Raw genomic sequence first — 23,683 nt, 5'->3', positions numbered from 1 at the left:
GGTGGCCAGCACGGCGGTCAGCCGGACCTGCAGCTCCGCCAGCAGCTCGTCCAGCCGCATCTGCGGCATCAGCGGATTGTGCTCAGCTTCCACGCGAGCAGTCTCGCATTCAGATGATCTGCTGCCTAGCGCGAACGATCACACCTGCCGCGCCCGTTAGGGACCTTCGGTCCCTCCGAAGTACGCCCGGCCAAGGGCTTCGGCCCCTACGACGACGCGGACAGCAGTGCGATGGGAACGGAGAGGGCATCTCGCCGCACGCGCGCTGGAACGACCGCGACGGCATCCTCGTCGAGGTGCACGACGGCATCGTCACTCTGTCCGGGCACACGCTCAAGCGCGGTGACGCGGACGCGGCCGTTCGCTCGACCCCCGGACGGAGGGGGTCGTGGACGTCCAGGAGACGCTCACCTGGAGCGAGAACGACGTCCTGGAGGTTCCCCTCGCCTGGCACCTCCAGTGACGGCGGTCACCACGCCGAGGGCCGCGATCCCATCGGCCGCCGGGCAGGACCGAAGGCTTTTTTAGGGGGCCGTGATGCGGAAGACCGGAAACCGGGGCGCGATCGACTCGAAGTCCTCCAGCGGCGCGTGCCGCTCCACCGGGATGTGCGGGCGCGCGCCCGGCGCGAGGGCCAGGTAGCGGCGCAGGATCGGGGCGCGTTCGGCGGGCTCGACCTCGATGAGCCGGACGCTCCTGCGCCGGCCGTGCCGCAGCACCGCCCGGCCACCGGCCGCGCGCAGATTCAGCACCCAGTTGGTACGCGAGCCCAGCATCGCCACCAGGTACCGCTCTCCTCCGTGGTCGGCGAGCACCAGGGGGAAGGAGATGATCCGGCCCGTACGACGTCCGGGGACGTCCAAGGTCACCCAACGGGGCACCAGGCCGCTCGCGTGCAGCACAGCCGAGAACCGGTTCATGGCGCGTGCCAGGCGGCCGGGCCGGCCTCCGCGATACAACCACCGGAGCCAGCGGGCCGAGGGGCGGGTGTCGATGTTCATGATCTCTCCCTCTCTAGCTCGACCAAGCGCGCAGGCCATACGATCTTCCGTGGCCGCGCAGCCTGGTGAGCGATTCCTTCTCGATCTGGCGAACCCACTGGGGAGTCAGCCCCAGCTTCTCGGCGATCTGCCGGGGCGTGTGCGGATCGTGCCCGTCCATGCCGAACCTCAGCCGCATGATCAGCGCATTGCGTGGTGCGAGCCCGTCCACGAGGCGATCGAGCACCACCTTCAACGCCCGCTGCTCGGCCAGTTCCTCGGTGGCCGGGTTCCGGTCGTCCTCTACCAGGTCGCCGAGGGTGTGACGGTGCCGTCCCTCGCCCGCCTCGGCGTCGAGGCTGGCACAGGGGCCTGGCAGTTGCCGCAGGAAGGCGAGCCTCGCGGGTTTCCGCCCCAGTTCCTCGGCCAGTTCCCGCTCGGTCGGGACGCGTCCCAGCCGGTGCAGCTCCCGTGCCCGCGCTCGGGCGACCTCGACGAGCTCGTCCTGCACGGCGATGGGCAGCCGTACGGTGGGCGCGTGTTCCAGGCCGCGCTGGATCGCCTTGCGGATCCACCAGGTGGCGACCGTGGAGAACCGGTTGCCCCGAGTGTGGTCGAAGCGCTCGACGGCCTCGATGAGCCCGAGGTTGCCGTCCTGGATCACGTCGGCCAGTGACATGCCGCGGTGCGCGTACCGTTTGGCGATCGACACCACCAGCCGCAGGTTCGCCTCGATCAGGTGCCGGCGAGCGGCCCGGCCCGCCGCGACGTTGTCCCGCAACCCTGGCGTCGGATCACCCTGCCGGATGAGACGGGCGGCGCGGGCGGCCGCTGCCATCCGTTCGCCGAGCGAAACCTCCTCGGCGGCGGTCAGCAACGGCGTACGGCCGATACGGACCAGATAGCCGCGCACCAGGTCCGCGCCGGGGTTCATCTGGTCCTCCCCAGGACGGCGAGCGGGCTGAGTGCGCGGCGCACACCAACGAAAATCATGCTTCCTCCTCTGTAGCCCTTCCAGGACACACGGGAGATCGCGGCCCGCCCAGCGTCGTAGGGCCTCACACTGGTGGACCTTCGCCGGTCCGGTTCTGGGACTTTCGTCCTTCCGGCGTCACCGTCGCTTCGGTAGCGTGCGACGCATGATTCGTGTCTTCCTCCTCGACGACCACGAGGTCGTCCGTCGTGGTGTCGCCGCCCTGCTGGACTCCGAGGACGACATCGAGGTGATCGGCGAGGCCGGGACGGCCGAGTCCGCCGTCGCCCGCATTCCCGCGCTCGCGCCAGACGTGGCGGTGCTGGACGTACGGCTGCCGGACGGCAACGGAGTGGACGTGTGCCGCGAGGTGCGCTCCCGGGTGCCGGGGCTGGCGTGCCTGATGCTGACGTCCTTCGCCGACGACGACGCCCTGTTCGACGCGGTCATGGCGGGGGCATCCGGCTACGTGCTCAAGCAGATCCACGGCTCCGACCTGGTCGGCGCGGTCCGCACGGTCGCCTCCGGGCAGTCGCTGCTCGACCCCCAGACCACCGCCGCCATGCTGCACCGCCTGCGCGACCAGGCCGCCAGGAAAGATCCGCTCGCGGCGCTGACCGAGCAGGAACGCCACATCCTCGACCTCATCGGCGAGGGGCTGACGAACCGGCAGATCGGCGAGCGCATGTTCCTGGCCGAGAAGACGGTCAAGAACTACGTCTCCAACCTGCTGGCCAAGCTGAACATGCAGCGCCGTACCCAGGCGGCGGCCCTGGCCGCACGGTTGCAAGCCGATCGGAAGGACTGATACAGGTGCCGCCCGGATGCCGGCCCTCAGGTCGGCGGCCGGGCGGCTGAAGAGGCACGGCACGTCGGTGCGGGGTGCGCACCTCACGAACGGACCACGGCCACCGGGCACGAGGTGTGGTGCAGGACGCCCCGGCTGACCGAGCCGAGCAGCGCCGACCCGAGCGCGCCGCGCCCGTGTGAGCCCACGACCAGCAGATCCGCCAGCTCGGCGGCCACCATCAGCGCGTCCACCGGATGCGCGGACTGGATGTCCTCGACGACCGTCACCCGCGGGTGGTCCTGACCGGCGGCCTTCACCCGGTCGTGAACGGCCTGCTGCCCCATGGCACGCATCTCGTTCACGTCGTAGGCGGTCGACGGGACGAAGTCGTGCGCCGGCGACTGCCACGCGTGCACGACCCGCAGCGTCGCGCCGCGCAGCTCCGCCTGCTCGAAGGCGTAGGCCAGGGCGGGCTCGCACTCCGGCGAGTCGTCCACACCCACCACGACCTCGCCGTGCACCGGCAGGTTCTCGCCCCGCACGACCACGACCGGGCAGGCGACGTGCCCGGCCACGTGCGAGCTCACCGAGCCCAGCAGCGCGCCGGCGAACCCGCCCAGCCCGCGGCTGCCCACGACCAGCTCGGCCGCGCCCTCGGCCTGCTCGCGCAGCACCTCGGCGGGCGGGCCCTCCAGCTCGCACGTGGTGACCTCGGCGGCCGGGTGACGCTCACGCACCAGAGCCTCCGCCTCCCGCAGCACCCGCCATCCCTCCTGGTGCACCGTGGCCGGCAGGACCGCCTCGGGGCGCTTGCCGACCAGGTACCACGTGGTGTCGGTGACGTGCACGACGCGCAGCGGCACGCCCCTGCGTACGGCGTCGCCCGCCGCCCACTCCACCGCGGCCCGCGATGCCACAGAACCGTCGACTCCTACGATGATCATGATTGCCTCCTTCGACACTCTCATCAGACCGCGTCCACCCGGTCGTGGTGCAGGGCCGGAGGTCGCCGCCGCCGGGGACGAAAGTCCCTGCCGGACCCCGAGTCAGGCCGTCGTCACGGGGAACGACGCCGCCAGGCTCTCGCCCCACTTCCTGGCCCGCTCCAGTTCCCCCTCCACCAGCGGCCCTTCCGTCCCGGTGACGTAGAAGCTCTGCGCCGGCGCCACGACCCTGACGCCGAGGCGGCGCAGGCGCCTGGCGATGCCGCGAGCGGCCGAACCCGGCATGCGCGGCTTGGCGACACGGGTGTCGAAGGCGGCCGAGCGGAGCCCGGCCGAGGAGGTACGGAGCGTGGCCAGCCATTCGCGCACGCCGTTCCCGGCCGAGACCAGCGGCCTGGTGGCCTGCTGGGCGGCCGAGCGGCGGGTGGAGGCCCTGCTCATGGCGAAGGCGTGCGTCGGCCCGCCGACCACCAGCAGCCCGACCTCCGCCCCCACCGCTCCGGGTGCGCGGCCGGCCTCGGCCACCTCCGTGCGCAGGCGGGTGGAGAGCCCTTCCGCGACCGCCTTGGCGATCTCCTCGGTGTTGCCGAACATCGATTCGTACACGACCAGCGCGTCCATCACGCGCCTCCCATCGGGTTGTCTTGTCGAGGAACAACAGGTCCGACGTCATCCCCTTGCGGGCGCTCCGGTGAGGCGACGGCGGAAGATCCAGTACGTCCACGCCTGGTAGGCCAGCACCACGGGCGTGAAGATGCCCGCCACCCAGGTCATCACCGTGAGCGTGTACGGCGAGGAGGCGGCGTTCGTCACGGTCAGGCTGTTGGCCGGGTCGAGCGCGGGCAGCACGTTCGGGAACAGCCCGATGAACAGGGCCGCCACCAGCGCGACCACGGCCACCGCGCTCGCGGTGAAGGCCCAGCCGTCACGGCCGCGCAGCGTCGCGACGAGCGCGCCGAGCAGGCCGAGCGCGACCAGCGCCACCGCCGCCCACCAGGCCGGCCGCGAGCCGCCGGCGGTCAGCAGGAACGCCATCACCACCACGAGCGCCGCCGGGAAGAGGCTCTTGGCCATCCGCGCGGCGCCCAGGCGCAGCTCGCCCGTGGTGCGCAGGGCGAGGAAGACCGCGCCGTGCAGGGTGAACAGCAGCAGCGTGGCCAGGCCGCCGAGCAGCGCGAACGGGTTGAGCAGAGTGAAGAGGGTGCCGGTGTACTCGTGGTCGGCGTCCAGCGGCACGCCGCGCACGATGTTGGCGAACGCCACCCCCCACAGGAAGGCGGGGCCGAGGGATCCCCAGAAGAAGGCCCGGTCCCAACCGCGCGTGCGGTCGGACTTGCTCCGGTACTCCAGGGCCACGCCGCGGGCGATCAACGCCAGCAGGATGAGGAACAGCGGCAGGTAGAAGCCGCTGAACAGAGTGGCGTACCACTCGGGGAACGCGGCGAACGTCGCCCCGCCGGCCACCAGCAGCCACACCTCGTTGCCGTCCCACACCGGGCCGATCGAGGCGACGATGACGCGCCGGTCGGCCTCGTCCCGGCTGAGGAACGGCAGCAGGATGCCGACGCCGAAGTCGAACCCTTCCAGCAGGAAGTATCCGGTCCACAACACGGCGATGAGGACGAACCAGACGGTGGTCAGTTCCATGACGACGTGTCCTTCTAGTAGCTCAGGGCGGGGACGGGGGCTTCCGGCTCGGCCTGCTCGTGCGGCCCGATGCGGATGAACTTGACCAGCAGGCGTACCTCGATGACCGCCAGCACGGCGTACACCAGGGTGAAGCCCACCAGCGTGATGGCCACCGAGGCGACGTCCGCGGTCGGCGAGACCGCGGCGGCGGTGCGCATGAGGCCGAAGACCGTCCACGGCTGCCGGCCCATCTCGGTGAAGATCCAGCCCAGGGTGTTGGCCAGGAAGGGCAGGCCGATCCCGGCGATGGCCAGCCGGTACACCCACCGCCCTGCGGGAAGCCTGCCCCGCCTGGTCAGCCAGAGCCCGGCCGCGGCGAGCAGCGCCGACAGCGCGCCGAAGCCGATCATCAGGCGGAACGACCAGTACGCCAGGCCCACGACCGGCCGGTAGTCGCCCGGGCCGTACAGCGCCTGGTAGCGGGCCTGGATGTCGTTGATGCCCTCGACCCTGCCGTCCACGGTGTTGGTGGCCAGCAGGCTCAGGCCGTACGGGATCTGCAGGTTGACGTGGTTGCGGCCGTTCTCGACGTCGCCGACGGCGAACAGGGAGAAGCCGGCGGAGCTCTCGTCCTCCCACAGGGCTTCGGCGGCGGCCATCTTCATCGGCTGCTGCTCGGTCATGATCTGCGCCTGCCAGTGGCCGGAGAACGACACGCCCACGGCCGAGACGAGCGCGACGACCAGTGCCAGCCGCGCCGAGGTGCGGAAGAGCGGCGTGTCCCGCTTTTTCAGCAGGAACCAGGCGCTGACGCCGAGCACGAAGGCCGCGGCGGTCAGGAAGGCGCCGAAGATGACGTGCGGGAAGGTGACCAGGGTGGTGGAGTTGGTGAGCACGGCCCAGATGTCGGTCAGCTCGGCGCGGCCGTCGCTGATCCGGTAGCCGACCGGGTGCTGCATCCAGGAGTTGGCCGCGAGGATGAAGTAGGCCGAGATGTTGGTGCCGATGGCGGCCACCCAGATCGTGGCGAGATGCACCCGGGGCGGCAGTCTGTCCCAGCCGAAGATCCACAGGCCGAGGAAGGTGGACTCCAGGAAGAACGCCATGAGCCCTTCCATGGCCAGCGGCGCTCCGAACACGTCTCCAACAAAGCGGCTGTAGTCACTCCAGTTCATCCCGAACTGAAACTCCTGCACGATGCCGGTCACCACGCCCATGGCGAAGTTGATCAGGAAGAGCCGGCCCCAGAACCGGGTCAGCCGCAGGTACTCCGGCTTCTTCGTCCGGTGCCAGGCGGTCTGCAGGCCGGCCACGATGATCGACAGGCCGATGGTGAGCGGCACGAACAGGAAGTGGTAGACGGTGGTGACACCGAACTGCCAGCGGGAGAGATCCAGAACGTCCATGCCAGTCAGGCTGCTCCTGGTCCGGGTCGCTCCCCAGGGCCGTGCGACCCGGCCCGGAGGGACTTTGGTCCTGACCCCTGCTCACCACTCCGCCCACCGCTGCGGCGATCCGCTTGGTGTTGCCGTGCGCCACCCATGTCACGCCTCCCGCCAGCTTCGTGCGGGCGAGTCCGGTTCGCCGATCGCCGGCAGGACGGGTTCCAGGTGGAACATGCCGGTCAGCACCTCGCCGGTCCCCCGGGCCGAGCTGAGGCGGCCCGCGACCGCGGCCAGCACGTCCCGGGCGGTGATCAGGCCGACCAGCCCATCGACGGAGACGACCGGCACGGCGTCCACGCCGGCGTCGAGCATGACGGCCGCCACCTGGGGCAGCGGCGTCTCCGGCCGCACCCGCGCGGTACGAGCCCGGCGCAGCAGGTCGCCCACCTGACGGGTGGACTGCTCCTGCGGACCGCCGGACCAGGACGCGGCCAGTTCCTCGCGGGTCAGGACGCCCAGCACGCGCCGCCCGTCGACCACCGGCAGGTGGTGCACGCCGGCCCGGCGCATCAGCTCCCACGCCATGAGCGGCGACTCCTCCGGCTTGACGGCGACCAGGACGCGGCTCATCACCTGCCCGGCCGTCCGCGTTTCGGCGGTCATGACTCCTCCTCGCGGGCCGGGCGGACCACGGCGACCGGGCAGGTCGCGTGATGCAGCACGGCGTGGCTGACCGAGCCGAGCAGGGCCGAGGCGAAGCCACCGAGCCCGCGCGAGCCGACCACGACCAGGTCGGCGGTGCCGGCGGCTCTGGTCAGGGCTGCCACCGGGTGTTCGCAGGGTTGCTCGTCAGTGATGACCAGGCCCGGGTTGCTCGTGCGCCAGGGCTCGACCAGCTCGCGTGCCGCCTGCGGCTCCTCCTTCATGATCCGGTCGATCAGGCCGCTGTAGGCGACGGCGTACGGGGACAAGGACGGCAGCTGCCAGGCGGTGACCACGTGCAGCTCGGCCCGGCGGCTTCTGGCCTGTTCGATCGCGTACTCCATGGCCGCCCGCGCGTGCTCGGAGCCGTCGTAGCCGACGACGACGCGGTTGTGCTCCGCCTGTGGTGCGCGGACGACGACGACCGGTCCCGAGGCGTGCCCGGCCACCGCGATACTGACCGAGCCGAGCACCATCCCAGTGAATCCGCCGAGCCCTCGGCTGCCCAGCACCACGCTGTCGGCCGTCGCGGACGCGCCGATCAGCTCGTCGATGACGTTCCCCGCTCGCAGGTCGGTCGTCACCTTGGCGCGGCCGGCCAGGCCGCGTGCCCGGTCGGCGGCGGCTTCCAGCGTTCCCGCGCAGTACTCGACGCCCTCGCTGTGCGGCCACTGCTCGCACACGTGCACGAGCCGCAGGTCCAGCCCGCGCCGATCGGCGTCGGCGGCCGCCCATTCCACCGCTGCGGCGGCCGGGGCGGAGCCGTCCACACCGGCCACGATCTGACTGGTCATCGTTCATCTCCTCGGCGTACGGAACTCGCACTTTCAGCTTCGACCTGGGCGGCGGAGGGGCGCCGTGGGAGAAAGGCCCAGGAAGTAGTGCCTTTGGTCCTTTTCGCCAGTGCCTTTCGACCGCGGTGGCCGCCGCTCGGATCCAGGAGGGTGAGAGCGGGCATTCGACGCGAAGGGGAGAGCCATGACGGCGACCGGGTCAGAGGCGTGGCGCGGCTTTCACGGGACGGCCTGGCGGAGCAGGGTGGACGTCCGCGCCTTCATCCAGGACAACTACACGCCCTACGCCGGTGACGAGGGCTTCCTGTCCGGTCCCACCGAGCGGACCCTGGCCGTGTGGGGAAAGGTGAGCGCGCTGTTCCCGGAGGAGAGGCGGCGCGGCGTCTACGATGTGGACGCGAAGACGCCGTCGTCCATCACCGCGCACGCGCCCGGCTACATCGACCGGGACCGCGAGCTGATCGCCGGGTTGCAGACCGACGCGCCGCTCAAGCGGGCCATCATGCCCGTGGGCGGGCTGCGCCTGGTGGAGAAGAGCCTGGCCGCGTACGGTCACCGGCTCGACCCGGCGGTCAAGGAGATCTTCACCAAGTACCGCAAGACCCACAACGACGGCGTGTTCGACGCCTACACCCCCGAGATCTTGGCCGCCCGCCGTTCCGGCGTCATCACCGGGCTGCCGGACGCCTACGGCCGCGGTCGCATCATCGGCGACTATCGCCGCGTCTCCCTCTACGGCGTGGACCGGCTGATCGAGGCCAAGCGGGCCGAGCTACGCTCCCTGGACGACGCCGACGCCTCCGACGCGGTCATCAGAGACCGGGAGGAGCTGTCGGAGCAGCTCCGGGCGCTGGACGAGCTGAAGGTGATGGCCGCCTCCTACGGCCACGACATCTCGCGGCCGGCCGCCACCGCGCACGAGGCGATCCAGTGGCTGTACTTCGCCTACCTGGCCGCCGTCAAGGAGCAGAACGGCGCGGCCATGTCCCTGGGCCGCACCTCCACGTTCCTGGACGTCTACCTGGAACGCGACCTCGCCGAAGGCCGCATCACCGAGGAGCGGGCGCAGGAGCTCGTCGACGACTTCGTGATCAAGCTGCGCATCGTCCGCTTCCTGCGCACCCCCGAGTACGACGAGCTCTTCTCCGGCGACCCCACCTGGGTGACCGAGTCGATCGGCGGCATCGGGCAGGACGGCCGCCCGTTGGTGACCCGGACGAGCTTCCGCTACCTGCAGACGCTGCGCGACCTCGGCCCCGCGCCTGAGCCGAACCTGACCGTGTTCTGGTCCCCGCGGCTGCCCGAGCCGTTCAAACGGTTCTGCGCGGCCCTGTCGATCGAGACCAGCGCGATCCAGTACGAGAGCGACGCGCTGATGCGCCCGCGCACCGGCGACGACACCGCCATCGCCTGCTGCGTCTCCGCCGCCCCGGTCGGCCGGCAGATGCAGTTCTTCGGCGCCCGCGTCAACCTGGCCAAGACGCTCCTGTACGCGATCAACGGCGGCCGCGACGAGCTCACCGGCGCCCAGGTGGGGCCCGCGTACCCGCCGATCACCGGTGACGTGCTCGACTACGAGGAGGTCGCCAAGGCGCTGGACCGGATGATGGACTGGCTGGCCCGCACCTACGTCAACGCGCTCAACATCATCCACTACATGCACGACAAGTACGCCTACGAGCGCCTGGAGATGGCCCTGCACGACCACCCGGTCAAGCGCACGCTCGCGTGCGGCATCGCCGGACTGTCCGTCACCGCCGACAGCCTGTCCGCCGTCAAGCACGCCCGGGTCAAGGTCGTCCGCGACGAGACGGGGCTGGCCGTGGACTACGCGGTCGAGGGCGACTTCCCGGTCTACGGCAACAACGACGACCGCGCCGACGCCATCGCCGTCGAGCTGGTGCGCTCGTTCATGAGCAAGATCCGCGAACACCGCGCGTACCGGGGCGCCGAGCACACCCAGTCCGTCCTGACGATCACCTCGAACGTGGTGTACGGCAAGCACACCGGCAACACCCCCGACGGCCGCCGCACCGGCGAACCGTTCGCCCCCGGCGCCAACCCGAGCAACGGCCGCGACCGCCACGGCATGATCGCCTCCGCCCTTTCGGTCGCCAAGCTCCCCTACGACCAGGCCCTCGACGGCATCTCCCTGACCAACACCGTCACCCCCGATGGCCTCGGCCGCTCCTCCGGCGAGCGCATCGCGAACCTGGTCGGGGTGCTCGACGGCTACTTCGACGCCGGTGGCTTCCACATGAACGTCAACGTGCTCACCCGCGCGGTGCTGCTGGACGCCATGGAGCACCCCGACCGTTACCCGCAGCTGACCGTCCGCGTCTCCGGCTACGCGGTCAACTTCGTCCGCCTCACCCCCGACCAGCAGCGCGACGTCGTCAGCCGCACCTTCCACGGCTCGACATGAACGGGGCGGTCAGCTCGTGGGACCTGTCGGTCGGAGTGGACGGCCCTGGCACCCGGTTCGTGCTGTTCACCGCGGGCTGCCCGCTGCGCTGCCGGTACTGCCAGAACCCGGAGACCTGGCGAATGCGCGACGGCCGCCAGGTCACCACCGACGAGATCATGGACGAGATCGGCAAGTACCGGCGCTTCATCTCCGTCGCCGGCGGCGGGGTGACCGTCAGCGGCGGCGAACCGCTGCTGCAGCCCCGCTTCACCGCCGAGGTGCTGCGCCGCTGCCACGAAAGCGGCCTGCACACCGCCCTGGACACCTCGGGCCTGCTCGGCGTCCGCGCCACCGACGCCCTGCTCGCCGACACCGACCTGGTCCTGCTCGACATCAAGTCCTACGACCCGGCCACCTACCGGCGTGTCACCGGCGGCCCCGTCGGACCCACCCTGCGCTTCGCCCGGCGGCTCGCCGAGCTGGGCCGGCCCACATGGGTGCGGTTCGTGCTGGTCCCCGGGCTGACGGACGCGCCGGACAACGTGGACGCCCTGGCCCGCTTCGTGGCCGGGCTCGGCAACGTGAAACGGGTGGACGTGCTGCCCTTCCATCGCATGGCCGCCGGCAAGTACGAGCGGCTCGGCCTGCGCTTCCCGCTCGCCGGCGTCGCACCACCCGACCAAGCGCTGATGGACCGCGTGCACGGCCAGTTCCACGCTCACGGCGTCGCCAGCATCTGATCACGACTGAAGGAGGCCAGGGGTTCTTCTCACTGCACATTTCCGGCCGAACCGGCCGTACCGAGTTTCTCCGCACGGTATTGGGCTAAGACAGAGCCCGTATCGGACATGTCGGAGTTGTTACGACAGGGACGAGTGATATGGCGGGCATGGACGGACCGGTCAGCGACGCGCTGATCAGAATGGGCCGGCATCTGCGGCCGGGAACGGTTTCGCCGGATCTCAGGACGTTGTACCAGGTGGGCGGCCGGCAGTCGGACGCCTTCTATCGGGATCGGTGGAGCCATGACAAGGTGGTGCGCTCCACGCACGGGGTGAACTGCACGGGGTCGTGCTCATGGAAGGTCTACGTCAAGGACGGGATCATCACCTGGGAGGCGCAGCAGACCGACTACCCGAGCGTCGGCGGTGACCGGCCGGAGTACGAGCCGCGCGGCTGCCCGCGCGGCGCCGCCTTCTCGTGGTACACCTACTCCCCCACCCGGGTCCGCTACCCCTACGCGCGCGGTGTGCTGGTCGAGATGTACCGCGAGGCCAAGGCGCGACTGGGCGACCCGGTCGAGGCGTGGGCGGAGATCACCACGACCCCGGGCAAACGGGAACGGTACCAGTCCGCCCGGGGCAAGGGCGGCCTGGTGCGCGTCACCTGGGACGAGGCGTGCGAGATCATCGCGGCGGCCCACGTGCACACCATCAAGACCTACGGCCCCGACCGGGTGGCGGGCTTCTCCCCCATCCCGGCGATGTCGATGGCCTCGCACGCTGTGGGCGCCCGGTTCATCTCGCTGATCGGCGGCGCGATGTTGTCGTTCTACGACTGGTACGCCGACCTGCCGGTGGCCTCGCCGCAGGTGTTCGGCGACCAGACGGACGTGCCGGAGTCGGCCGACTGGTGGGACGCGGCGTACCTGATGTTGTGGGGCTCGAACGTGCCGGTCACCCGCACCCCTGACGCCCACTACATGGCGGAGGCTCGCTACCACGGGCAGAAGGTGGTGGTGCTCGCGCCCGACTACAACGACGCCGCCAAGTTCGCGGACGAGTGGCTGGCCCCGCATCCGGGCACGGACGGCGCGCTGGCCATGGCGATGGGTCACGTGCTGCTGAAGGAGTTCTTCGCTGACCGGGACACCCCTCGTTTCACCGACTACGTCAAACGCTTCACGGACCTGCCGTTCCTGGTGCGGCTGCGGGAGCGGGACGGGTCGTACGTGCCGGACAAGTTCCTCACGGCGGCGGACCTCGATCGGCAGGAGGGCGCGTTCGCCACGGTGCTGCTGGACGCGCGGACCGGCGAGCCGGTCGTGCCGAACGGCTCGCTCGCCTTCCGCTACTCCGAGCAGGGGCAGGGCCGCTGGAACCTCGACCTGGGCGAGGTGGACCCGCTGCTGAGCGTCCTCGGGGGCGAGGCGGTCCCGGTGGCGCTGCCGCGCTTCGACGGGCACGGCGGCGGTGTCCTGCAGCGGGGCGTGCCGGTGCGGCGGGTGGGCGGCCACCTCGTGACCACCGCGTTCGACCTGATGCTGGCCCAGTACGGGGTGGCTCGCGAAGGACTGCCGGGACAGTGGCCGTCCGGCTACGACGACGTGGCCGAGCCGTACACACCGGCCTGGCAGGAGGCGATCACCGGCGTGCCGGCCGCGGCGGCGGCCCGGATCGCCCGGGAGTTCGCCACGAACGCGGAGGAGTCGGGCGGCCGCTCCATGATCATCATGGGGGCCGGGGCGAATCACTGGTTCCACTCCGACACGATCTACCGCGCGATGCTGGCGCTGACCACGCTGACCGGCTGCCAGGGCGTCAACGGCGGCGGCTGGGCCCACTACGTCGGCCAGGAGAAATGCCGGCCGATCACCGGATGGGCTCAGCTCGCCTTCGGGCTGGACTGGTCGCGCCCGCCCCGGCAGATGATCGGCACCGCCTACTGGTACCTGCACACCGACCAGTGGCGTTACGACACCTACAGTGCCGACGTCGTCTCCTCACCGCTCGGCGAGGGCGCGTTCACCGGCCGGGCCACCGCCGACCTGCTGTCGCAGTCGGCCCGGCTGGGCTGGATGCCGTCGTACCCGACGTTCGACCGCAACCCTCTCGACCTGGCCGACGAGGCGGGCGCCGAGCCGGGACCGTACGTGGCCGAGCAGGTCGCCGCCGGGCGGCTCGGCTTCGCCTGCGAAGACCCGGACGCGCCGTCGAACTGGCCGCGCGTGCTGACGGTGTGGCGGGCGAACCTGCTGGGCTCCTCGGCCAAGGGCAACGAGTACTTCCTGCGGCACCTGCTGGGCGCGGACTCGGCGGTGCGCGCCGAGGAGGCCGCGCCCGAGCAGCGCCCCCGCGACGTGGCCTGGCCGGAGGAGGCGCCACGCGGGAAGCTGGACCTGCTGCTGTCGCTGGACTTCCGGATGACCTCCACGACGCTGTTCTCCGACATCGTGCTGCCGGCCGCCACCTGGTACGAGAAGCACGATCTGTCCTCCACCGACATGCACCCGTTCGTGCACGCCTTCACCCCGGCGATCGACCCGCCCTGGCAGACCCGCACCGACTTCGCCGCCTTCCACGCCATCGCCCAGGCGTTCAGCGAGCTGGCGCGGACGCACCTCGGCACACGTACGGACCTGGTCGCGGTGCCGCTGCTGCACGACACCGCCGACGAGCTGGCCACCCCGCACGGCCGGGTGGACGACTGGCGCGCGGCGGGACGCACGCCCGTGCCCGGCCGCGACTTCCCCAAGATCGTCGCCGTGGAGCGCGACTACGGGGCGGTGGCGGAGAAGCTGGCCGCGCTCGGCCCGCTGCTGGAGCGGCTCGGCGCCACCACCAAGGGCCTGACGTTCGACGTGTCCGGTGAGATCGACCGGCTGGCCCGGATGAACGGCACCGTCCAGGGCCGCCCGTCCCTGGCCCGCGACCGCGACCTGTGCGAGGCCATCCTGGCGCTGTCGGGCACCACCAACGGGCGTCTGGCCGCACAGGGCTTCGCCACGCTGGGCCGGAGAACCGGGACGTCGTTCGACGGCCTGGCCGACGAGCACAGGCAGATCACCTTCGCCGACACCCAGGCCAGGCCGGTGCCGGTGATCACCTCGCCGGAGTGGTCGGGCAGCGAGAGCGGCGGACGCCGCTACTCGGCCTTCACGATCAACGTCGAGCACCGCAAACCCTGGCACACCCTCACCGGCCGCCAGCACTTCTACCTCGACCACGACTGGATCCACGAGGCAGGCGAGGCGCTGCCGGTCTACCGGCCACCACTGAACATGACCGCGATGTTCGGCGAGCCCGGCGTAGGAGAGTCCGGCGAGAACGGCATCACGGTGCGCTATCTCACCCCGCACTCCAAGTGGTCCATCCACTCCGAATACCAGGACAACCTGCTCATGCTCACCCTGTCGCGCGGCGGCCCGACCATCTGGATGAGCCCGGCCGACGCCGCCAAGGCGGAGATCGCGGACAACGACTGGGTGGAGGCGGTCAACCGCAACGGTGTCGTGGTGGCCCGCGCCATCGTCTCGCACCGCATGCCCGAGGGCACGGTGTACATGTACCACGCCCAGGAACGGGTGGTGGACGTGCCCAAGAGCGAGACCTCCGGCCTGCGCGGCGGCATCCACAACTCGCTGACCCGGCTGCTGGTCAAGCCCACCCACCTGATCGGCGGCTACGCCCAGCTGAGCTTCGCCTTCAACTACCTGGGGCCCACCGGGAACCAGCGCGACGAGGTCACCGTGATCCGCCGCCGCGGCCAGGAGGTCGACTACTGATGCGCGTGATGGCACAACTGGCCATGGTGATGAACCTGGACAAGTGCATCGGCTGCCACACCTGCTCAGTCACCTGCAAACAGGCATGGACCAACCGCGCCGGCACCGAGTACGTCTGGTTCAACAACGTCGAGACCCGCCCCGGCCAGGGCTACCCCCGCACCTACCAGGACCAGGACCGGTGGAAAGGCGGCTGGGAGCTCAACCGGCGCGGCCGGCTGAAGCTGAAGGCCGGCGGCCGGCTCAAGAAGCTCTTCTCCATCTTCGCCAACCCGCTCATGCCCTCCATCCAGGACTACTACGAGCCCTGGACCTACGACTACGACCAGCTCTTCTCCGCCCCGATGCAGGCCGACACCCCGGTGGCGCGGCCCCGCTCGCTCATCACCGGCCGGCCCACCAAGATCAGCTGGAGCGCCAACTGGGACGACAACCTGGCCGGCGACCCTTCCCCCGACCCCGTCCTGCGCAAGCTCTCGGACCAGGTGAAGCTGGACTTCGAGCGGGCGTTCATGTTCTACCTGCCGCGCATCTGCGAGCACTGCCTCAACCCCTCCTGCGTGGCCTCCTGCCCGTCGGGCGCGCTGTACAAGCGCTCGGAGGACGGCATCGTGCTGGTGGACCAGGACCGCTGCCGGGGCTGGCGGATGTGCGTGACCGGCTGCCCGTACAAGAAGGTGTACTTCAACCACCGCACCGGCAAGGCCGAGAAGTGCACCTTCTGCTACCCGCGCGTCGAGGTCGGCATCCCCACCGTCTGCTCCGAGACGTGCGTGGGACGGCTGCGCTACATCGGCCTCATCCTGTACGACGCCGACCGCGTCACCGAGGCCGCCTCCGTTCCTGACGAGAAGGACCTGTTCGAGGCGCAGAAGAGCGTCCTGCTCGATCCGCACGACCCCGAAGTGATCACCGCCGCCCGCGCCGCCGGCATCCCCGAGGACTGGCTGGAGGCGGCCCGCCGCTCCCCCATCCACCGGCTGATCTTCGAGTACGGTGTGGCGCTGCCGCTGCACCCGGAATACCGGACGATGCCCATGGTCTGGTACATCCCGCCCCTGTCACCTGTCGTGGACGTGCTGGCCGGCACCGGCCACGACGGTGAGGACGCGGGCAACCTGTTCGGCGCCATCGACGCCCTGCGCATCCCCATCGGCTACCTGGCCGAGCTGTTCACGGCCGGCGACCCGGAGCCGGTGCGGTCGGTGCTGCGCCGGCTGGCCGCGATGCGCTCGTACATGCGCCGCATCAACCTCGGCCAGGAGCCGGACGAGGCGATCGCCACAGCCGCCGGCATGAGCGGCGAGCAGGTCGAAGGCATGCACCGGCTGCTGGCCCTGGCCCCCTACGACGAGCGGTACGTCATCCCCAAGGCCCACGCCGAGCAGGGCGAACAGCTGGAGGAACTGGCCACCGGCTGCAGCCTCGACTACGACGGCGGCCCCGGCATGAACGGCCCGTTCGGCGAAGCGTCCGGATTGCCCGCCCCGGTGGCGGTGGAGAACTTCCACGCCCTGCGCGAACGCCAGACCGCCGAGAACCTGGACGACGCCGACGAACTGCGCGGCCGGGTCAACCTGCTCAACTGGGACGGCAAGGGCACCCCGGACGGACTGTTCCCCAGGAGGAAGAAGTGAGCGTGCGAACCGTCCACATGGTGGCCTCCGTGCTGCTGGGCTACCCCGACGAGCGGCTCCATGACGGGCTCGGCCTGCTGCGCGAGGAGGTGGACGGGCTGCCGGCGGGCGCGGCGCGCGAACCGCTGTCGGCCTTCCTCGGCCACGTCGCCGCCACGCCTCCCGCCGAGCTCGCGGCGCACTACGTGGCCACGTTCGACCTCAAGCGGCGCTGCTGCCCGTACCTCACCTACTACGCCTACGGCGACACTCGCAAGCGAGGCGCCGCCCTGCTGCGCTTCAAGCACGCGCTGAAGGCCGCGGGCTTCGAGATCGCCGACGGCGAGCTGCCCGACCATCTGGCCGTGGTGTGCGAGCTGTCGGCGCGCGGCGCCGTCCGCGAAGCCAGACGGCTGCTGCTGGAACACCGGGCAGGAGTGGAGATGCTGCACGCCGCGCTGCGCGAGGAACGCTCACCGTACGCCGACGTGGTCGCCGCCGTGCTGACCACCCTGCCTCCGGCCGGGGCGCGCGAGCAGGAGGCGGCGCTGCGGCTGGCTGCCGAAGGGCCGCCCGCCGAAGCCGTCGGTCTGGAACCCTACGCGGTGATGGAGGCGGGCCGATGAGCGTCCTGCTGTGGGTCGTGCTGCCGTACGTGGCGCTGACCGTGTTCGTGCTCGGGCACGTGTGGCGTTACCACTACGACAAGTTCGGCTGGACCACGCGCTCGTCCCAGATGTACGAGTCGCGGCTGCTGCGCGTCGGCAGTCCGCTGTTCCACTTCGGCATCCTGGTCGTGGCGCTCGGCCACGTCGGCGGCCTGGTGATCCCCAAGAGCTGGACCGAGGCCGTCGGCGTGAGCGAGGAGCTCTACCACCTGTCCGCCGTCGTCCTCGGCACCGTCGCGGGCGTCGCCACCGTGGCCGGCCTGGCCATCCTCATCTACCGGCGGCGCACCGTCGGCCCCGTCTTCACCGCCACCACCCGCAACGACAAGCTGATGTACGCCGTCCTCGGCCTCACCATCGCCCTCGGCCTGGCCGCCACCGTCCTGGCCAACCTCACCGGCGGCGGCTACGACTACCGCACCACCATCTCGCCCTGGTTCCGGTCGATCTTCTACTTCCAGCCCGAACCCGCGCTGATGGCGGGCGCGCCGCCGCTGTTCCAGCTGCACGCGCTGAGCGCGCTGGTGCTGTTCGCGATCTGGCCGTTCACCCGGCTGGTGCACATGCTCACCGCGCCCGTCGGGTATCTCACCCGGCCGTACATCGTCTACCGCAGCCGCGACGAAGGCCGGCCCGCCGCGAAGCGCGGCTGGGAACCGTCCCGCTGACCGGCCTTGTCGTTCCCGCCGACTCAGCCGGCGGGCACTCGCCGGGCGGCGGTCAAGGCCCGCACCGCGGTCAGCGTCAGCACGACCGCCAGCACGGCGGTGACCGCGAGCAGGGCCAGGCCGAGCCCGTACGAGCCGAGCCGGCCGTAGATGAACCCCATGACCAGCGGCGGCACGAACCCGCCCAGCCCACCGGCCGCCCCGACCAGTCCCGTCACCGACCCCACCTTGTCGGCCGGGGCGACCTGGGCCACGAGCGCGAACGTGGCGCCACTGCCCGCGCCGAGCGCCGCCGCCATGGACAGGAACGCCACCGTGCCCACCGGCATCAGCGCGGGCGTCAGCGCCTGGACCGCCGCCATGACGGCGACCACGGCGAACACCCCGGCCAGCACCCGCACAGGACCGATGCGGTCCGACAGCCATCCGCCCAGCGGCCGCATCAGCACCGCCAGCACCACGAACCCGGCCATCCGGTAGGCGGCGTCGGCCTGCTCCAGGCCGTACCCGGTCTGCAGGTAGGCCGGCAGGTAGACGGAGAAGGCGACATATCCCCCGAAGGCGACGGCGTACAGCAGGCACGCCTGCCACGTGATCGGTAACCTCGCCGTGGCCGCCAGCCGCGCGAGCAGCGGCTGCGCCGCCACGCTCCGGCCGGGCGCGTCCCGCAGCACCAGCCACGAGACGACCGCGTACAAGGCCAGCACAACCGCCGTGATCACGAACGGGAGAGCCGCGCCGCCGCGCTCGACCAGTCCGACCGTGGTCAGCGCGCTGACGGCGGTGCCACCCATGCCCGCCCCGAAGATGCCCACCGCCAGCCCGCGCCGGTGCGGCGGGAACCACGCGTTGACGAACGGCACCCCGACCGCGAACGCGGTGCCCGCGACGCCCAGGAAGAACCCGCCGGTCAGCAGCGCGGCCAGCGAGGTCTGCCCCGCCACGCCGATGAACAGGACGGGCACGATGGTGACGGCCGACACCAGCGGGAACATCACCCGGCCGCCGTACCGGTCGGTCAGCGCCCCCACCGGGATCCGGCCGAGCGAGCCGACGACCACCGGCACCGCGACCAGCAGCGCCTGCTGCGGCGCCGACAGGCCGAGCAGCTCCTTGAAGCGCGGGCCCAGCGGGCTGAGCAGCGCCCAGGCCCAGAAGTTCACCGCGAAGCCGACTGTCGCCAGGGCCAGCATCAGCATGGCCCGGCCGTCCGTCTTTCCCGTCAGGTTCCCGCCGGTCTCCGCCATCGAGCTCCACCTCATCTCGATCGCTCCGTCAGCCCGGCACCACCACGTGCCCCTTGCCTGGCACCCGCACCGATCACCAGCGTCCGGGCTCCCCATCCATGTGTCCAGGGCCCGAAGCATCCGTCCATTCGTACGGTCATGTCTTCCTCCTCGCGTTCTGAGTGGCGAAAGCCCGCCCTGCGGTGCAGGGCGGGCGGGTGGCCGGGGCGGTCACCTGAGCCACGGGGTGCGGCGGACGACGGGCAGGTTGCCCAGTCCGAACGTGCGGCCGGCGCCGGCCAGGGCCAGGCCGACGAGGACGATGGCGTAGACGATGTGGTCGTCCATGAACGGGTTGGTGGTCAGGGGCAGCTCGGCCGCCCACATCAACAGCAGCATCGCGCCGCCCGCGCCGGCCGCGATCCGGGTGCCGATCCCGAGCACGAGCGCCAGGCCGACGCCGGCCAGACCGGCCATGAACAGCCAGTCCACCCACGCCTGTCCGGCCAGGGCCGAGAAGAAGCCGCCCAGGGCGTTCTCGCCGGTGCCCTTGAGGAAGCCGGTGGTCGGGCTGCCGCCGTTGATCCAGGCCTTGACCGCCGGGGTGGCGAAGCCCCAGCCGAAGGTCTTGTCCAGGAAGGCCCAGAGGAAGATCCAGCCGATCGAGATCCGGGCGGCGGCCCAGGCGTAGTCGGCGGGGTTCTTGTGCTCCGCCTGGTCCACGCCGGTGTGCATCATGGGCTTGTCGATGGTGGTGGCCATGGCGAGCCTCCCCTTTCCTGGTTTCTCGTACGTTCCTGTCTCACCTCCATCACACCGTTCGCGGCGGCCGGTGCTCAGTGCCGTACGACCCGAGGCGGAAGGACCTTGGTCCTCGCACAGAGGCCCGTGCTGAGGAACAGAAGGCCCCCGTCCGGCGGGGCGGGTGGCTGGGTAGCCTCGCACGGGGCGGCTCGCATCAGCTGTCACCCCTGTCCGCACCGTCGAGGAGACACTCATGACTCATCCGGGCGATTTCGGGCGTCGTATCACCCATCACCGTACGAAGCTGAACCTGACGCTGGAGGAGGTGGCCGATCGTGCGGACATGTCGGCCGGATACGTTCAGCCCTGGAGGACCACCTTGGCGCCCCCGACAGGGGCACGGTGACCCGGCTGGCCAAGGCGCTGGAGACCACGGAGGAGGCTCTGCTGGGCGGAGGGTATGAGCGCTATCAGGTGCACGACGGCGCGATCGTCTTCCGCACCGCCCACGGCGGCCCCATGGACCAGGACCTGCGCACGGGTGTCGAGGGCGTGGAGATCGAGATCGGCTTCCAGGTCGACCGAATCGACGAGGCACGGCGCGAGGGCTGGAGCGTGCTCGTCCAAGGCCCCGCCCACCACGTGCCCGACGACGACGCGGCCACGGTGAGCGGGGCCGACGTCACCCCTTGGGCGGGCGGCGATCGGCACCTCTGCATCCGCATCGCGCCCCACCAGATCACCGGCCGCCGCATCCACGGCCTCTGACCGCGCACCCTGACGGCATCGGGTGTGGAGATGAAGACACCCGCCGAGTGATCGAACGGTCCCGTCCGGCCCGGAGTCGCCGCCTTCTGCGGCCGGAGCATCGTGACTGCCACTCTCCGGTGCCGGTCGGGCCGCCGCGGGGATGGGATTCTCTCGCCTCGGCGGGTGTCTTCCTTCATTCTCGTGACGTGCCCCCGGCCGGGAAAGGGCCGTTGGTCCTCGCCTATCGGACGAACGGCCCGCGCAGGCTGTGACTTGGATCGTTTGAGGTCGTGATCCTTGGATCGGTATTTGTCGTGGGGGTCACCATAGTGATCACCGAGCACCAGGGCGGAGGGAGCGATCACCTTGTTTGAGCTGCCTGGGATGGCGTCCGGGGTCCGGCCTCGTGACTGGGCCTCAGTGTCGGCGGCGGGGCGGGGCGAGGTGCTCGGTGACCTTGGCGATGGCCTCAGGGCCGGGTTTGACGTAGCGCATGGCGGTGCGGGGGTTCTTGTGCCGGGTCTTGCCCATGATGAGCTGCAGCGGGACTTCGGCTTCACCGAGGTGGGTAGCGGCGCTGTGGCGCAGCTGGTGCAGGTCGAGCCCGGCGTAGGTGTCGAGCAGCACCCGGACGCGGTCGTAACCGAGGCGGCCCCGGCCGGTGTGCGGGCAGATGTCGGCGGCGGCCGGGCGGCGGGCGGGGACGGGGCGGCGTTCGGACCGGAATAGCGGGCCGTGCGTGCGTGAGCTGCCGTCCGGGAGCCGGAGCAGGCGGGGCAGCAGGTGGGCGGTGAGGCTGTCCCAGTACACCCACTCTACCGCGCCGCCCTTGGACCGGACGGGGCTGCGGCGGTGCTCCAGGTCGAGGTCCTCGACGTTCAGTGCCAGGATCTCAGCCGCTCTGGCCGCCGTTTCATAGAGCATCCGCCACAGCGCCCGCTCACGCAGTGGGATGTCACGGCGCGACAGAAGCCGGTGGATCCGACCGCGCGGGTCTCGTCGGCGCTCTCCTTGCGGCGCTCAGCGTCGGCCGGGACCGACGGCGCGGCCCAGTGCTTCTTGGGGCGGTACCAGGACAGCCAGGAGACGATAGCGGCGCGGTTGCGGTTCCAGGTCGCCGGCGCGCTTGCCCCCACAGCTCGCTGAGCGCTTGGCCGGCGGCCTTCCGGTGTGGTGTCGATGTTTTGATCCAGCGCCCGCAGGCCGGCGCCGGCGCGCAGCGCGTCGAGGGCCTTGTCGAATGCGGGGCGGCTGGACAGGGTGCCGCTGATCGTGTCGATGTAGGTGCGGTCGCATCCGGCGGCCTGCAGTCGGTCGCGCTGGGCGTGGGGGTTTTGGTCGCGGGTCGAGACACGTCCATAGCCAAGATCCATGACAGCACACCGTTAACCGACAAGATTATCAATGGCTGCCCCGCTGCTACTCAAGCCCGTCGTATGGGGTGGGCCTCCGTACGGTCGAGAAGGCGTTGGCAGCACGGACAGCGTGTGCTGGTGCGGACGTAGAGCGAACTCTGCTGCGGTGTGTCCGCACCCATGGTGGCCGATGGATCGCAGCACGGCCGTGAATGTGTGATGGTCCTGGTCCTTCAGCCTCTACGACGCCGACGGACTGTCGCTTGTGGAGGCCGCAAGGCGGGCAACAAGGTTGCTTCGAGTACGTCGGCGGCAGTGTTCTGCTTGAGGTGTCCGGTGTTGACGTCGGCGGCGGCGGCGTGCAGCAGGCTGTAGACGGTGGTGACCAGCCAGTTCAGTGGGAGGTCGGTGCGGAAGGCTCCCTCCTGCTGACCGCGGATGAGGAGTTGCTCGACACGGCTCATGGCTTGGTCGTGGTGCTGGCGCAGCACGGCGGGGTCGAGTTCGCGTTGGGCGATCTCGAACAGTCGGCGGTGCCGGTCGAGGACGTGCCAGGAGATGTGCAGCAGCCTGCTGAGGGCGTCGACGGCGGGGCCCTCGTTCGGGGCGGCGGTGTCGATGACGGCGCTGGCCAGGGCGATGGTGTGGTCGAGGACGGCTTCCAGCAGTACTTCCCGTGAGGGGAAGTGGGCGTAGAGGGTGACCCGTCCGACTCCGGCGGTGCGGGCGATCGCCGTCATGCTCGCCTGGGGTTGCTCGGTGAAGCACACGAGCGCGGCGTCGAGGATGGCGGTGATGTTGCGTTCGGCGTCGGCGCGGCGCCGGGGCGCACTCTGCTTCTCCCCGGCGCCGTCTGGTTGATGGCCCGTGTCCGTGGTTCCCACGATGACCCAGCCTAGATGGTCAGTGGGCGAACACGGGGCCGTCGGTGGCAGGCGGGCGGCCCGCTGGTATCAGCCACCCGGCGGCCGTGGCCATGATCACGGCTGTTACGGCGGCGGCGGTGAACGCCGCGCCGAATCCGGTGACTGATGCTGGGCCCACGGGCATGGTGTCCAGGCTGGCGGCGGCGATGGTGGATACGAACGCGATGCCCAGGGTGGCGCCGAGTTCGTGTCCGGTGTTGATCAGCGCGGAGACCATACCGGCGTCGTGCGGATCGACGTGCGCCATCACGGTGATGGTCGCAGTGACGAACGTCGCGCCGAGGCCGAGCCCGGAGATGGCGAAGCCGGGCAGAAAATGGACCAGTGCGTTGCCGTCGGCGGGCAGCTGGGCCAGCAGCAGCGCGCCGATCGCGGCGAGGAGAAAGCCGGCTGCGGCAGCGGGCCGTCCGCCGAATCGCCCGACGATCCGCACCCCCAGGTGCGTGCCGAGCCCGATGACCAATGCGGCGGGGAGGAAGAGCAGCCCAGTGCTCAGCGCGCTCAGCCCGAGCACGTGCTGGAGGTATTGAGAGTGCGTTCCGCGAGCATATGCCTGTGATGTCGCTATGTGATCGTATGGATTTGTAGCGTTACCGCCGGTCGGTGGGGTCTGCTGTGCTGG

Annotated in this window: 22 protein-coding genes; 8 read left to right on the top strand and 14 right to left on the bottom strand. The window is 70.7% G+C overall.

The window, feature by feature from the left end:
• Nucleotides 1-524: 524 nt before the first annotated feature.
• Both AB0C27_RS55680 and AB0C27_RS55675 read right to left on the bottom strand, forming a co-directional pair.
• A complete protein-coding gene (locus AB0C27_RS55680; RefSeq protein ID WP_357863418.1) occupies nt 525-1,001 on the bottom strand; it encodes a nitroreductase/quinone reductase family protein in 477 nt (158 codons plus the stop codon).
• A 13-nt stretch (nt 1,002-1,014) separates the two neighbouring features.
• The gene (locus AB0C27_RS55675) at nt 1,015-1,914 is read right to left on the bottom strand and encodes a sigma-70 family RNA polymerase sigma factor (protein WP_357863416.1); all 900 of its coding nucleotides are present in this window, start codon (nt 1,912-1,914) and stop codon (nt 1,015-1,017) included.
• A gap of 205 nt (nt 1,915-2,119) precedes the next feature.
• Between AB0C27_RS55675 and AB0C27_RS55670 the strand changes: the two genes are divergently transcribed.
• Nucleotides 2,120-2,761 carry a response regulator transcription factor gene (locus tag AB0C27_RS55670; protein WP_357863413.1) on the top strand — a complete coding sequence of 214 codons (642 nt, stop codon included), beginning with the start codon at nt 2,120-2,122 and terminating at the stop codon, nt 2,759-2,761.
• Between the two features lie 83 nt (nt 2,762-2,844).
• Here the strand turns inward: AB0C27_RS55670 and AB0C27_RS55665 are convergent, their stop codons facing one another.
• The 6 genes from AB0C27_RS55665 to AB0C27_RS55640 all read right to left on the bottom strand — a co-directional run bounded on the left by AB0C27_RS55665 (nt 2,845) and on the right by AB0C27_RS55640 (nt 8,197).
• Nucleotides 2,845-3,687, bottom strand: a complete 843-nt coding sequence (locus AB0C27_RS55665) for a universal stress protein (RefSeq protein ID WP_357863411.1) — start codon at nt 3,685-3,687, stop codon at nt 2,845-2,847.
• A gap of 102 nt (nt 3,688-3,789) precedes the next feature.
• On the bottom strand, nt 3,790-4,308 hold the full coding sequence (locus AB0C27_RS55660) for a flavodoxin (protein ID WP_357863408.1): 519 nt from the start codon (nt 4,306-4,308) through the stop codon (nt 3,790-3,792).
• A gap of 48 nt (nt 4,309-4,356) precedes the next feature.
• Nucleotides 4,357-5,334, bottom strand: coding sequence for a cytochrome d ubiquinol oxidase subunit II (gene cydB, locus AB0C27_RS55655; protein WP_357863405.1), 978 nt, complete (start codon nt 5,332-5,334; stop codon nt 4,357-4,359).
• A 14-nt stretch (nt 5,335-5,348) separates the two neighbouring features.
• Nucleotides 5,349-6,722 (bottom strand): cytochrome ubiquinol oxidase subunit I, encoded by a 1,374-nt coding sequence (locus tag AB0C27_RS55650; RefSeq protein WP_357863402.1) that lies wholly within the window; start codon nt 6,720-6,722, stop codon nt 5,349-5,351.
• A gap of 138 nt (nt 6,723-6,860) precedes the next feature.
• Nucleotides 6,861-7,364: a CBS domain-containing protein gene (locus AB0C27_RS55645; protein WP_357863399.1), complete on the bottom strand. Its 504-nt coding sequence runs from the start codon at nt 7,362-7,364 to the stop codon at nt 6,861-6,863.
• Nucleotides 7,361-8,197 (bottom strand): universal stress protein, encoded by an 837-nt coding sequence (locus tag AB0C27_RS55640; RefSeq protein WP_357863396.1) that lies wholly within the window; start codon nt 8,195-8,197, stop codon nt 7,361-7,363. The genes AB0C27_RS55645 and AB0C27_RS55640 overlap by 4 nt, the downstream gene beginning before the upstream one ends.
• A gap of 184 nt (nt 8,198-8,381) precedes the next feature.
• Here AB0C27_RS55640 and pflB point away from each other — a divergent pair, with 184 nt between their 5' ends.
• From pflB to narI, 6 genes are all read left to right on the top strand, one after another.
• A complete protein-coding gene (pflB, locus tag AB0C27_RS55635) occupies nt 8,382-10,622 on the top strand; it encodes a formate C-acetyltransferase (protein ID WP_357863393.1) in 2,241 nt (746 codons plus the stop codon).
• Nucleotides 10,619-11,344 (top strand): pyruvate formate-lyase-activating protein, encoded by a 726-nt coding sequence (gene pflA, locus AB0C27_RS55630; RefSeq protein WP_357863391.1) that lies wholly within the window; start codon nt 10,619-10,621, stop codon nt 11,342-11,344. The genes pflB and pflA overlap by 4 nt, the downstream gene beginning before the upstream one ends.
• A gap of 182 nt (nt 11,345-11,526) precedes the next feature.
• On the top strand, nt 11,527-15,108 hold the full coding sequence (locus AB0C27_RS55625; protein ID WP_357863420.1) for a nitrate reductase subunit alpha: 3,582 nt from the start codon (nt 11,527-11,529) through the stop codon (nt 15,106-15,108).
• Nucleotides 15,108-16,745 (top strand): nitrate reductase subunit beta, encoded by a 1,638-nt coding sequence (narH, locus tag AB0C27_RS55620; RefSeq protein ID WP_357863386.1) that lies wholly within the window; start codon nt 15,108-15,110, stop codon nt 16,743-16,745. Before AB0C27_RS55625 ends, narH begins: the two co-directional genes overlap by 1 nt.
• Nucleotides 16,742-17,350 carry a nitrate reductase molybdenum cofactor assembly chaperone gene (gene narJ / locus AB0C27_RS55615; RefSeq protein ID WP_357863383.1) on the top strand — a complete coding sequence of 203 codons (609 nt, stop codon included), beginning with the start codon at nt 16,742-16,744 and terminating at the stop codon, nt 17,348-17,350. The genes narH and narJ overlap by 4 nt, the downstream gene beginning before the upstream one ends.
• A complete protein-coding gene (narI, locus tag AB0C27_RS55610; RefSeq protein WP_357863381.1) occupies nt 17,347-18,060 on the top strand; it encodes a respiratory nitrate reductase subunit gamma in 714 nt (237 codons plus the stop codon). Before narJ ends, narI begins: the two co-directional genes overlap by 4 nt.
• Before the next feature lie 23 nt (nt 18,061-18,083).
• Here narI and AB0C27_RS55605 read toward each other — a convergent pair whose 3' ends face one another.
• Both AB0C27_RS55605 and AB0C27_RS55600 read right to left on the bottom strand, forming a co-directional pair.
• A complete protein-coding gene (locus AB0C27_RS55605; RefSeq protein WP_357863378.1) occupies nt 18,084-19,307 on the bottom strand; it encodes an MFS transporter in 1,224 nt (407 codons plus the stop codon).
• Nucleotides 19,308-19,517: 210 nt separating this feature from the next.
• Nucleotides 19,518-20,048, bottom strand: a complete 531-nt coding sequence (locus AB0C27_RS55600; protein ID WP_357863376.1) for a hypothetical protein — start codon at nt 20,046-20,048, stop codon at nt 19,518-19,520.
• 384 nt (nt 20,049-20,432) lie between these two features.
• Between AB0C27_RS55600 and AB0C27_RS55595 the strand changes: the two genes are divergently transcribed.
• Entirely contained in the window at nt 20,433-20,798 is a 366-nt protein-coding gene (locus AB0C27_RS55595) for a pyridoxamine 5'-phosphate oxidase family protein (RefSeq protein ID WP_357863373.1), read from the top strand.
• Between the two features lie 399 nt (nt 20,799-21,197).
• Here the strand turns inward: AB0C27_RS55595 and AB0C27_RS55590 are convergent, their stop codons facing one another.
• The 4 genes from AB0C27_RS55590 to AB0C27_RS55575 form a co-directional block, all read right to left on the bottom strand.
• Nucleotides 21,198-21,704 carry a site-specific integrase gene (locus AB0C27_RS55590; protein ID WP_357863371.1) on the bottom strand — a complete coding sequence of 169 codons (507 nt, stop codon included), beginning with the start codon at nt 21,702-21,704 and terminating at the stop codon, nt 21,198-21,200.
• On the bottom strand, nt 21,659-22,153 hold the full coding sequence (locus AB0C27_RS55585) for a recombinase family protein (protein ID WP_357863369.1): 495 nt from the start codon (nt 22,151-22,153) through the stop codon (nt 21,659-21,661). The genes AB0C27_RS55590 and AB0C27_RS55585 overlap by 46 nt, the downstream gene beginning before the upstream one ends.
• Nucleotides 22,154-22,368: 215 nt before the next feature.
• Nucleotides 22,369-23,019, bottom strand: coding sequence for a TetR/AcrR family transcriptional regulator (locus AB0C27_RS55580; RefSeq protein WP_357863366.1), 651 nt, complete (start codon nt 23,017-23,019; stop codon nt 22,369-22,371).
• A gap of 19 nt (nt 23,020-23,038) precedes the next feature.
• A complete protein-coding gene (locus tag AB0C27_RS55575; RefSeq protein WP_357863363.1) occupies nt 23,039-23,575 on the bottom strand; it encodes an MFS transporter in 537 nt (178 codons plus the stop codon).
• Between the last annotated feature and the right edge of the window lie 108 nt (nt 23,576-23,683).

This window comes from Nonomuraea sp. NPDC048882 (genome assembly GCF_040649755.1).
GTDB lineage: Bacteria > Actinomycetota > Actinomycetes > Streptosporangiales > Streptosporangiaceae > Nonomuraea > Nonomuraea maheshkhaliensis.
The sequence above is the reverse complement of the archived record's forward strand: the minus strand, read 5'-3'. Positions and strand labels throughout refer to the sequence as shown.